The following is a 10,308-nucleotide window of genomic DNA, read 5'->3' as shown; positions in this document are numbered from 1 at the left end:
CGCCGGCGACGAACACGTACGCGTCGGCGTCCTCCAGCGCGAAGTGGTTGCGCGGCTCGGAGACCGTGACGGACTGACCGGGGCGCAGCTGGGTGTGCACGTAACGCGAACCACCTCGCGAGGAGGGCTCGTTGAGCACTCCGATGCGGTACGTGTCCGTGTCGTGCGGGTCGCCGCACAGGCTGTACTGGCGGACCTGGCCGCCGACGTGGACATCGAGATGCGCGCCGGGTGTCCAGGCGGGCAGGGGCTTGCCCTCGGAGTGGGCGAGCTCGACGGACAGGACGCCCTCGGCCTCCCACGTCATACGGCGGACGATCAGCTGCAGCGGGTTCTCACTCATGGCCTGGTGCCTCCTTACCGGCAATAGGGCAGTTACAGGGGCCGGGCTACTGGCCCGGGATCCTCACGGGCGGGGTGAACGGGTTCTTCATAGGGCCCAGAGCCGTCAGATCGACCTCGACGAGCGTCGGCCCGTCCGAGGCCACGGCCTCTCCGATGACCGGCGCCGCGTGCTCCTCGGCGGCGATCCGCAGGTACGGCAGCCCGCAAGCGCGTGCCAGCAGCTCGAAGTCGGGCGTGGCGAGGTCGACGCCGGAACGCCGCTCGCTGTAGCGGTCCTGCATGTTGCGCAGCACGCCGTACCCGCCGTCGTTGAAGACGATCAGCGTGAGCCGGGGCCGCTCCTGGGCGAGGGTGAGCAGTTCACCGAGGTGGACGGCGAGCCCGCCGTCACCGGCGATCACGACGGTCGGCGCACCGGGCCGGGCGAGCGCCGCGCCGATGCCCATGCCGAGACCCTGCCCGATGCCGCCGCCGCGCGGGAACACGTTGTCCCGCGGGTCGTACATCTCCAGCAGGCGGTTGCCCCAACTGCTGGAGGGGATGGTGACGTCGCGGGCGACGACCGCCTCACGCGGCAGGGCGGCGCGTATCGCGTCGCAGATCGCGGCCTGCGGGCCGATGCTGTCGTGCAGCGTGGACCGCACCTCGGTGCGCACGGCGGCGACGCGTTCGCTCCAGCCGGCCTCGGCGGGCCGGGCGTGCGGCAGCAGGCCGGCCAGGGCGGCCGCCGCGTCGCCGTGCAGGGCGTGCGCGAGCGGGTACACCCGGCCGAGCGCGGCCGCGTCGACGTCGATCTGGATGTGCGCCGCGGGGATCGCGAGCGTGTAGTCGGCGGTCTCGTTGGAGCGGAAGTGGGTGCCGATCGTGAGCAGCACGTCCGCGTCGGCGAGCAGGGCGCGCACGGCAGGCGTGGTGGCGAAGTTGCCGATGACCTGCTCGTGGTCCTCGGGCACCGCGCCGCGCCCGGAGTTGGAGGTGAGCAGTCCTGCTCCGGTCGCCTCCAGCAGCCGGGCGAGTTCGCCGCGTGCGGTGGCGGCGCCGCCGCCCGCCCAGATCAGCGGGCGGCGGGCTGAGGACAGGAGAGCCCTGGCGGCGGCCAGTTCACCGTCGGTCGGGGCAGGGCGGACCTGCGCGGGAAGCTCCGCGGGCGTGTCGGTCTGCTCCGCGTACTGGAGGTCGATCGGCCATTCCACGCTCGCCGGGCCACCCGGCGCGGCGAGCGCTGCGTGCGCCGCCTCGCGCAGGATCCGGCCCGCCCGTTCGGCGTCCGGCACACTCGCCGCATACGCCGAGACGGTGGTGAGCATGCCGAGCTGGTCCTTCGTCTCGTGGATGAACCCCCGTCCGCTGCCCAGGAATTCGCTCTCGATCTGTCCGGTGATGTGCAGTACGGAACTGCCCGCGCTCAGCGACTCGATCAGGGATCCGGCCGCGTTGCCCGCACCCGTGCCGGTCGAGGTCAGCGCGCAGCCGAGGCCCCCGCGGGCCCGCCCGTACGCGTCGGCGGCATTCACGGCGGACGCCTCGTGCCGCACGGGGACGAAACGCAGTTCACGGTCGACGGCCTCGACGAGCGGCAGGTTGTGCACACTCACGATGCCGAAGACGGTGTCGATGCCGAGCTCTCGCAGGACGGCGACGAGGAGATCGCCTCCGTTGTCGTAACGCATGGTGTCTCCTCAGAGGATGGAGCGGCCGACTCCGCCGCAGACGTCGATGCTGGTGCCGGTGATGTACGAGGCGCGGGGCGAGAGCAGGGTGACGATGGCGTACGCGACCTCCTCGGCGCGGCCGAGGCGCCCCAGCGCGACACCCCGGTCGGCCGCGAGCTCCGCCTGCCAGTCCTCGTAGCTCGTGCCCGTGGCCGCGGCGGCGTGACGGCGGGTCCACTGGCCGGTGTCGATGAGACCCAGGCAAACGGAGTTGACCCGGATGCCGTCGCCGGCCAGTTCGACGGACAGGGACTTGGAGAGGTTGAGGATTCCGGCGCGGGCGGCGCTGGTGGTGATCAGGCGGGTCTCGGGCTGCTTGGCGAGGACCGCATTGACGTTGACGATGCTCGCCGCGTCGGACGCCGCGAGATACGGGCGGGCGGCGTGCAGCGGGTTGAGCACCCCGGCGAACTTGAGCTCCAGCTCGTCGCGCCAGTCCTCGGCGGTCGAGTCGTCCAGCCCCTTCATCCGGGACTGTCCCGCGTTGTTGACGAGTCCGTCGACACCGCCGAACTCCTCGGCGGTGCGGCGTACGAAGCCGTCCACCGCGCCCGCTTCCCGTACGTCGCACACGCCGGTCAGCAGCCGGTCGCGTCCGGCACCGAGCCGGGCGGTCACCTTGGCGAGCCGGTCGGCGTCGCGGCCGCACGTGGCGACGCGGGCGCCCTCGTCGAGCAGGGCGCGGACCGTGGCCAGGCCGACGCCCGAGCTGCCGCCGGTGACCACGATGGTGCGGTCGGCGAGGCCCAGATCCATAACTAGGTACTCCTGCAGATCAGTTCATGGTGAAGCCGCCGTTGACGGCGATCACCTGGCCGGTCAGATAGCGGGACTCCTCGCCGAGCAGGTAGGAGACGATCCCGGTGAGGTCGTCGGGCTGCTGCGGCCGGGAGATGGCCCGGTTCATGCGGTAGAGGTCGTGCCGCTCGGCGGGCACGGTCTCGGTCGCCTCGCACTCGGTCAGCCCTGGGGCGACCGCGTTCACGGTGATCCCCTTGTCGCCGAGCTCACGGGCCATCGCCCGGGTGAGCGCGATGACCGCCCCCTTGGAGGCGATGTAGTGGGCGAGGCGTGGGGAGCCGTACAGGGCGGCGTCCGAGGCGATGTTGACGATCCGTCCCGGAGAGGCGAAGAGCGGGTACAGGGCCTTCGACACAAGCCAGGGGCTGCGGGCGTTGACCGTCATCAGCCGGTCCCACACCTCGGCGTCGATGTCCCAGAACTCCTTGCCGCCGACCCCGTTGGCCAGCGCCGCGTTGTTGACCAGCCCGTACAGCGGGCCCAGTTCCCGTACGGCGCCGGCCAGCGCGTCCACCGATGCGGGGTCGGCGACGTCGCAGCGTACGAAGTGGGCGTCGATGCCGTCCGGGCACAGCTCCGCGACGGCACGTTCGCCGCGCTCCGGATCCAGCTCGGCGACGACGACGCGGAAGCCGTCGGCGCCGGCCCGGCGGGCCATGGCCAGTCCCAGGCCACGGCCGGCGCCGGTGACGACGACGACCCGCGGGTCAGTCACGGGTGACACCGTGCATCGGCGAGTACTCGGGGTACGACGGCACCTGCGGCTTCTGCGTGCCGATGACGACGCAGAACAGGGCGTCGGTGTCGCCCTCGTTCTTCAGCGAGCGGGTCACGCCGGCCGGGACGACGATCATGTCGCGGTAGCCGAGGGTGCGGTACTCGACCTCGTCGGGGCCGCGGTGGATACCGACCTTGACCTCGCCCTCCAGGACGAAGAAGGCCTCTTCGACGTCGTGGTGGGTGTGGGCCGGGCCCTCGGCACCGGGCGGCAGCAGCATGTTGGAGAAGGTGAAACCGCCGGACGGGATGATGCGGCTGTCGCCCTCGTGGTTGCCGGTGGCGCCGGAGCCGACGTAACGGATCTGGCCGCGCCGGAACTGCGGGCCCGCCTTCTCCTGGAACGAGAGGGTGTCGAAGTCCGCCACCCGGGAGTCCTTGGTGGCGATGAGGGAGTCGGTGTACGCGGCGAGGTCGCTGCCGTTGTCGTACGCGGTGGTGGTCAGAGGCATGAGGAACAGCTCCTACTCGGGGATGCGTGCGGTGATACGGAGGTGGGAGAGGACCCAGGCGTTGAAGTGCCCGGGTTGCTCCTGGTTGGCCAGGTGACCGGCGTCCTTGACGATCACGTAGGCGGTCTTGTGGATGGCGCCGGCGATGGCCTGGCTCGCCTCGGTGCCGGTGACGGTGTCCTGGTCGCCGCAGAGCACGAGTGCCGGTGCGGCGATCGAGGGGAGCTCGGCGCGCAGATCGGCCGCGGCCATGGATTCGGCCGCGTAGGCGTAGCCCGGCAGCCGTACCGAGGCGGCCATGGTGTCGACGACGCGCCGGACCAGTTCGTCGGGTGCGCCCGGTGACACCAGGCGCGGTCCGCGTGCCTCGGCGAAGGCGCGCGGACCGAGTTCGGCCAGTTCCGTGGCGCGCGCCCGCATGCCCTTGGCCTTTGCCTCGTCCGTGCCCGACCCGGGACTGGAGTCGGCGACGATCAGCGAGGCGACGAGGTCCGGGTGGCGGGCGGCGAGCCGCAGCGCGATCACGCCGCCCCAGGAGACGCCGAGCACATGCGCGCTCGCGCCGCGCTCACGGATGAGCCCGGCCGCCGTGTCCGCGAAGTCGTCGAGGGTGAGCGGGGTCTCGGGGTCGGGGGACTTGGCGTATCCGGGGGCGTCCCAGGCCACGACCCTCGCGTACGACGAGAGTTCGGCGAGCTGCGGCGCGAACGCCGCCGACGAGGAGCCGATGCCGTGCAGGCACAGCAGCAGCGGGCCCCGGTCCCCGGCCTCCTCGACATGCACGTCGGGGAGCCGGGCGTCGGCGATGTGGGCGCCGGTGCGGGCGCTCACAGGATCTGTCCCGTCCGCCCGGCGAGCGCGGCGAGGCTGCGCAGCACCGCGTACGGCACGATCTGGCTGGTCGCCGGGTTGCCCGGGTCGGGCAGATGGGCGACCTCGAAGCGGTACGCGCCGTGCCGGCCGGACGCCTCGACCACGTGCCGGGTGCGGTGCGCCGCCGGGTCGGCGACGACCTGGACCCGCACAGTGTCCAGGTCGCCGACGGCCAGCGCGACCGAGGCGGCCACGTTCGTCGACTTGGGGAACTTCACCGGGACATCCCGCGCCGTGCCGGACATGACCTCGACCGGTCCGGTCGCGGTCCGCATCCGGTGCAGCAACTCCTCGTCCATCCACGGCTGTTCGAGCGTCGAGGGGAGCTTGACGGTGGTGAGGCGGACCTCGTCCAGCGGGCCCAGCGAGCGTGCGGCCTGGAGCAGGTCGAGACCGCCGACCGCTCCGCCGGTGAAGTAGACCCGGCCGGGTCCCGCCGCGAGCAGCCGCTTCGCGAGCTCGTCGTCGGTCAGCGCGCCGGAGGAGGCGATCAGCAGATCGGTGCCCGAGGCCAGCACCCGCTCGCCCCATTCCCGTACGACGCCCTGGCCCGCGGCCTCCACGATCAGGTCGCAGCGCTCCAGCGCCTCCTCGAAGGTGACCTGCTCGGCGGGCGCCGCCTCGCCGAGCGGACGGTTGTCGACGACGCACACCAGCTCGGCGCCGCCCACCTGTCCTTCGGCGAGGGCCGTGCCGACGACGCGGCCGATCGCGCCCCAGCCGACGATGCCCACTTTGCGTACGGTGCTCATGCGGCGTCCTCCTGGGTTGCGGCGTCGACGGGGGCGAGCGGGCCGGGGTCCGGCGTTCCGGCCATGTGACAGCGGATCTCCTTCGACGGCGGCCCGGCCGTCCCCCAAAGGTCGGACAGCTCCGGCACGCGCCGCCACACCCGGGCGATCCAGGCGTCCTCGACGATCTGGGCGACGTCGGAGGTGTACTCGCAGACCAGCCCGGACGGGTCCGTGAAGTAGGAGAAGGTGTTGTTGCCGGGGCCGTGGCGCCCGGGGCCCCACTTCGGAGCGATGCCGTGGTGGCGCAGCCGGCCGAGGCCCCGCATGAAGTGGTCGACCGACGGCATCTCGTAGGCGACGTGGTTGAGGGAGGTCCACTCGGCCTGGTTGAAGGCGATGCAGTGGTGGTCGGCGTTACAGCGCAGGAACGCCATCTGGTGTTCGGACCAGTCGGACACGCGCAGGCCGAGGACGTCGCAGTAGAAGGCGACGGCGGCGTCGATGTCGGTGGTGTTGAGCACGGCATGCGTGACGCCGACCGGCACGGCGCCGTCCCGGCCGCGCGGGGCGACCGCCTCGACCTGGGCGCTGATCTCGATGAGGCGCTGCTCGGGGTCCGTGAACCGCAGGCCGTACCCGCCGCCCGCCTGCTCCAGCGGACCGGGCCCGAAGACTGGCACGATTCCCCGCGCCGCAAGGCGCCGGGCGGCCGCGTCGACCTCGGCGGGCGTGGTGACGGCGAAGGCGATGCGGCCGAGACCGACCCGGTCCCGCTCGGTGAGGTGCAGGACGTGGTGCTCGTCGCCCGTGCCGCGCAGCCAGCGCGCGCCGGTGTCGGACTCGACGGTCTCGAGCCCCCAGACCTCCTGGTAGAAGTCGGCGGCCTCGGTGAAGGCCGGGGTGTGCAGCTCGACGTAGCGCAGCGAGCGGAGCCGGGCGATCGGGCCGGGCGGTGGTTGGTGCATGAGTCTCTCCAGACGGGCGGGCGTGGTCTCCGGGCGGGCAGGCGTGCCGGGTCAGTTGGCCCAGGGGAGCGGGGAGTCGGAGGTGCCCCAGTACAGGGACTTCTGGCGCTGGTAGGCGCGGATCGCGTCGCGGCCCTTCTCCGTCCCGAGGCCGCTGTCCTTCCATCCGCTGAACGGCGTGGAGGCGCTGAACTGCTTGTAGGTGTTGATCCAGACGGTGCCCGCGTCGATACGCCGGGCGAGCCGCCAGGCGGACCGTGCATCGCGGGTCCAGATGCCGCAGGCGAGCCCGTAGACGGAGTCGTTGGCCTGGCGGACCAGGTCGTCCTCGTCGTCGTAGGGCAGTGCCACCAGCACAGGGCCGAAGATCTCCTCCTGGCAGGTGCGGGAGGTGTTCGGCAGACCGTCGAGGACGGTCGGCAGGTAGTACGCGCCCTCCCGGTACTGCTCGCCCTGTGGCGCGGACCCGCCGCACAGCACCCTGGCGCCCTCGGCGCGGGCCAGGTCCACATAGGCGGCGACAGCGTCGCGGTGCCGGTGGTGCACGAGCGGGCCGACCTGGGTGGCGGGGTCGGTGCCGGGGCCGACGCGCAGCTTGCGGACTCGCTCGACGAGTTCGCCGACGAAGGAGTCGTAGAGCTCGCGGGCCACGAACAGCCGTGAGCCGGCGATACAGGACTGGCCGCTGGACGAGAAGATCCCGAACAGCACGCCCGCCAGGGCCTGTTCGACGTCCGCGTCGGCGCGCACGATCGTCGGCGACTTGCCGCCGAGCTCCAGGGACGCGGGGATCAGCTTCCCGGCGGCCGCCTCGGCGATCGACCGTCCGGTCCCGGTGCCGCCGGTGAAGCCGATGCGGGCGACCAGCGGATGGCGGACGACGGCGTCGCCGACGATCCGGCCGCTGCCCGGCAGGACCGACAGCAGCGCGGTGGGCAGGCGGAACTCCTCCAGCGCCCGGGTGATCAGCCGGCCGAGGGCCAGGGAGACGAGTGGGGTCCAGGCGGCGGGCTTGAGGAGGACCGCGTTCCCGGCGGCGAGCGCCGGAGCGATCTTCTGGGCGTCGCTGGCGATCGGCGAGTTCCAGGGGTTGATCGCGCCGACGACGCCGATCGGTTCGTACACGCTCATGGTGAGGTACGGGCCGCGGGCCGGGGTGAGCGACTCCTCGGCTGTTTCCAGGACGGCCGCCATGTACCGGAAGGTGCCGGCGGCACTCAGCGCGAGCGCCCGGGTCTCGGCGAGCGTCTTGCCGGTGTCGGCGGTCTGCAGGGCCGAGAGCTCGTCGGCCGCCTCCTCGGTCAGGTCGGCGATCCGGTGCAGCAGCCGGGCACGCAGGTGCGGGAGCAGGTCGCGCCAGGCGGGGTCCGCGGCGGCGGCGGCCGCAGCCTCGGCCGCTTCGGCGACCTCCTCGGCACTGGCGGAGTGGAGGGTGGCCAGCACCCGGCCGGTCGCCGGGTCGACGGTGTCCAGGGGCTCGCCCGCGCCGCGCCGCCACTGGCCCGCGATCAGGATGTCGGTGGGGAAGTGCGGCACGACAGGACCTCCGGGCGGGAACGGACGGGACGGGTGGGGTGACGGCTCGGGCCCTGCGCGGTGCTCGGGCTCACGAGGTGCACGCGGCGGGCGTGCGGGGTGCTGCTGCTCCGACGGGCGCGCTGGGCGCGGGACTTCGGGCCCGCGTGGTGCGCGACCGTGGCGGGTCCGCAGGGCCGACCCGTGCCGACGGGCACCGGACTGCGCTGCCGAAGTGCTAGAAATCTAAGGGCTTAAGTTTCTTCTGGCAAGGCCTCCGAGGCGAAATTGTTGTCGGAGATACCTTGAGCGTGGGCTCTGTCGCGTTGAGGATGACTGGCGAGCTGATGAATCGAAGCTTCCTAAGCTCTTAATTATTGACCGCTTAGATATGGGACCCTACTGTCTCCGCAACTTCTCTGTTCGCGGAAGGACCCCTCCATGACGACTGTGGCCGGCAAACCAGCCCTTGGCTCCATAGCCGCGAGACTCGAACGACTGCCGCACTCGCGCTGGCACGTCAAGGTGCGCTTCCTGATCGGCGCCGTCACCTTCTTCGAGGCGTTCGATCAGCTGTTGGCCGCCTCCGCCCTGCCCGTCCTGATGAAGGAATGGCACCTGACCACCGGGCAGGCCACCTTCGCGGTGACCTCCGCCTCCATCGGCATGCTGCTGGGCGCCCTGGCCGCCGGCTGGCTCGGGGACCGGATCGGCCGGGTGCGCACCGTCGCCCTCGGCGTCGCGATCACCGGCCTGGCGAGCCTCGCCGTCGCCTTCTCCGACGGCATCGGGACCTTCTCCCTCTTCCGGTTCGTGCAGGGCCTCGGTATCGGTGGCGTGGTGCCCGTGGCCGCCACCTACATCAACGAGATCGCCCGCTCCGACAAGCGGGGCCGGTTCGTCCTGCTCTACGAGATGATCTTCCCGGCCGGTCTGGCCGCGGCCACCCTGGTCGCCGTGTGGGTCGTCCCCAACCTCGGCTGGCGCGCCATGTTCGTCATCGGCACCCTGCCGGTGTTCATCGCCGCCGCGCTGCCCCGCCACGTCGAGGAGTCCCCTCGCTGGCTGCTGGCCCGCGGGCGGACCGAGGAGGCCGAGGCGGCCGTCGCCCGGATCGAGGCGCAGGTCGCCCGCGCCAGTGCCGAGCCGCTGCCGCTGCCCGCCTCCGACGTGGTGGAGGACACCGCCCGGGGCCGGATGCGCGACATCTTCCAGGGTCGCTACCTGCGGCGCACGGCCGTCCTCTCGGGCCTGTGGTTCGTCGCCTACTACGTCAACCACGGCATCTCCACCTGGCTGCCGTCGCTGTACACCAAGCAGTTCGGCCTCGACCTGAGCACCGCGCTCGTCTACACCCTGCTCAGCAACGTCACCGGCCTGCTGGGCACGCTGATCGTCGCGCTGGTCATCGACCGGATCGGCCGCAGGCCGGCGCTGGTCGCCGCGCTCGGCGGCACCGTGCTCTCCCTGGGCGTGCTCGCCCTGGCCGGTGCGACGTCGGGCGGCCAGGTGGCCGTCTTCGCCTCCTGCACCACGTTCTTCCTCTACGCGGTCAACGCGGGCCTGTACCTCTACTCGCCCGAGCTGTACCCCACATTCAACCGGGCCAAGGGCGCCGCGTTCGGCGGCCTGTGGAACCGGCTCGGCGTCGTCGTCGGCCCGATCACGGTCGGGGCGATCATCGGGGCGGGCGGCAGTCTCTCCCTGGTCTTCGCCCAGCTCGCCGTCGTGGCCGCCGTCGGCGCGGCGATCGCCTGGTTCGCCGTGGAGACCAAGGGCAGGACGCTGGAGGAGCTCAACTCCTGACACGTCCGCAGACACCGGCCCCTGTGCCGTCGGCCGACGAGGGGCTCGTGCACCGAGCGCGGTGCCCACGGTGCCGAGGAGCGATGCCAGCCGGCGCCGGTCCGCCGGGCCCAGGGGGGCCAGCAGCTCCTGCTCCCGGGCCGCGCGCGCGGCGGCCACCCGTCCGGTCAGGGCGAGTCCCTCGGGAGTGAGGCGGAGCCGGACGATCCGGCGGTCGGTGTCGTCCCGCTCCCGCCGGATCAGCCCCGCCGCCTCCAGCCGGTCCGCGTGCTGGGTCAGCCCGCCGGCCCGGACCGCGGTGCCGGCCGCGACCTCACCCATGGTTCTC

At 72.3% G+C, this 10,308-nt stretch carries 10 protein-coding genes and 1 pseudogene; 1 reads left to right on the top strand and 10 read right to left on the bottom strand.

The window, feature by feature from the left end; all coding sequences use genetic code 11:
• From ACTWQJ_RS37330 to ACTWQJ_RS37290, 9 genes are all read right to left on the bottom strand, one after another.
• Window positions 1–343, bottom strand: a 343-nt coding sequence (locus ACTWQJ_RS37330; protein WP_443310885.1) for a ferredoxin reductase, incomplete at its 3' end; no start/stop codon positions are given.
• 46 nt (window positions 344–389) lie between these two features.
• Window positions 390–2,015 carry a thiamine pyrophosphate-binding protein gene (locus ACTWQJ_RS37325; RefSeq protein ID WP_443310884.1) on the bottom strand — a complete coding sequence of 542 codons (1,626 nt, stop codon included), beginning with the start codon at window positions 2,013–2,015 and terminating at the stop codon, window positions 390–392.
• A 9-nt stretch (window positions 2,016–2,024) separates the two neighbouring features.
• On the bottom strand, window positions 2,025–2,813 hold the full coding sequence (locus tag ACTWQJ_RS37320) for an SDR family oxidoreductase (RefSeq protein WP_443310883.1): 789 nt from the start codon (window positions 2,811–2,813) through the stop codon (window positions 2,025–2,027).
• A 19-nt stretch (window positions 2,814–2,832) separates the two neighbouring features.
• Window positions 2,833–3,573, bottom strand: coding sequence for an SDR family oxidoreductase (locus ACTWQJ_RS37315; RefSeq protein ID WP_443310882.1), 741 nt, complete (start codon window positions 3,571–3,573; stop codon window positions 2,833–2,835).
• Window positions 3,566–4,087 (bottom strand): cupin domain-containing protein, encoded by a 522-nt coding sequence (locus ACTWQJ_RS37310; protein ID WP_356635127.1) that lies wholly within the window; start codon window positions 4,085–4,087, stop codon window positions 3,566–3,568. The genes ACTWQJ_RS37315 and ACTWQJ_RS37310 overlap by 8 nt, the downstream gene beginning before the upstream one ends.
• Window positions 4,088–4,099: 12 nt before the next feature.
• On the bottom strand, window positions 4,100–4,918 hold the full coding sequence (locus ACTWQJ_RS37305; protein ID WP_443310881.1) for an alpha/beta fold hydrolase: 819 nt from the start codon (window positions 4,916–4,918) through the stop codon (window positions 4,100–4,102).
• A complete protein-coding gene (locus ACTWQJ_RS37300) occupies window positions 4,915–5,712 on the bottom strand; it encodes an aspartate dehydrogenase domain-containing protein (RefSeq protein WP_443310880.1) in 798 nt (265 codons plus the stop codon). Before ACTWQJ_RS37300 ends, ACTWQJ_RS37305 begins: the two co-directional genes overlap by 4 nt.
• Window positions 5,709–6,659 carry a VOC family protein gene (locus ACTWQJ_RS37295; RefSeq protein WP_443310879.1) on the bottom strand — a complete coding sequence of 317 codons (951 nt, stop codon included), beginning with the start codon at window positions 6,657–6,659 and terminating at the stop codon, window positions 5,709–5,711. The genes ACTWQJ_RS37300 and ACTWQJ_RS37295 overlap by 4 nt, the downstream gene beginning before the upstream one ends.
• A 51-nt stretch (window positions 6,660–6,710) precedes the next feature.
• Window positions 6,711–8,195: an aldehyde dehydrogenase family protein gene (locus tag ACTWQJ_RS37290; RefSeq protein ID WP_443310878.1), complete on the bottom strand. Its 1,485-nt coding sequence runs from the start codon at window positions 8,193–8,195 to the stop codon at window positions 6,711–6,713.
• Window positions 8,196–8,615: 420 nt separating this feature from the next.
• On the opposite strand from ACTWQJ_RS37290, the gene ACTWQJ_RS37285 reads away from it, so the two are divergent.
• Window positions 8,616–9,980: an MFS transporter gene (locus ACTWQJ_RS37285; RefSeq protein WP_443310877.1), complete on the top strand. Its 1,365-nt coding sequence runs from the start codon at window positions 8,616–8,618 to the stop codon at window positions 9,978–9,980.
• A 216-nt stretch (window positions 9,981–10,196) separates the two neighbouring features.
• On the opposite strand, the pseudogene ACTWQJ_RS37280 reads toward ACTWQJ_RS37285, so the two are convergent.
• Window positions 10,197–10,301: pseudogene (locus ACTWQJ_RS37280) on the bottom strand (hypothetical protein); the annotation flags it as partial.
• Window positions 10,302–10,308 lie beyond the last annotated feature (7 nt).

Origin of the sequence: Streptomyces sp. KR55 (genome assembly GCF_052245645.1) — a bacterium.
In the GTDB taxonomy this organism is placed as follows: Bacteria; Actinomycetota; Actinomycetes; order Streptomycetales; family Streptomycetaceae; genus Streptomyces; species Streptomyces flavusporus.
Note: the sequence above shows the minus strand (reverse complement) of the source record. Positions and strands in the feature narration are given on the sequence as shown.